Annotated in this window: 1 pseudogene; it reads right to left on the bottom strand. The window is 33.7% G+C overall.

Annotation, left to right across the window (positions count from 1 at the left end):
• Positions 1–421, bottom strand: a pseudogene (locus tag J7R10_RS08970) (EamA family transporter); the annotation flags it as partial.

Genomic DNA, 421 nt, shown 5'->3' with positions numbered 1-421 from the left:
AAAAAATGAAAAAAGACCACCAATAAATAACTGTATAATCGTTACACGTCGACTATCAACTTTGTTGGAAAACATTCCAATAAATATAACTTCGCCAGAAATTGCCAAAGCACCTAACAAAGTCAGAATTTCACCTTATGAAAAATCAAAACAACCCAGTTTTTAACAAGAAATAAGTATAAGCCCAATAAAAGCAAAAACAATACCGATCCAACACGCTAAACGGGGAGATTTTTTAAAAACAATCCATCGCAATATTGGAACTATCGAAACATAAAGTGCCGTGATAAATGTCGATTGACTGCTAATAATTGTTTGAAGCCCAATACTTTGCAAAGCGCAACCAAAAAACATTCCTAAACCAATAGCCATACCAGCAAAAATTGCATAAGATGTTAAGCCTTTCATAGAGGGCCTAAAA

This window comes from Bartonella vinsonii subsp. berkhoffii ATCC 51672, from assembly GCF_902825225.1.
Taxonomy (GTDB): domain Bacteria; phylum Pseudomonadota; class Alphaproteobacteria; order Rhizobiales; family Rhizobiaceae; genus Bartonella; species Bartonella berkhoffii.
Note: the sequence above shows the minus strand (reverse complement) of the source record. Positions and strands in the feature narration are given on the sequence as shown.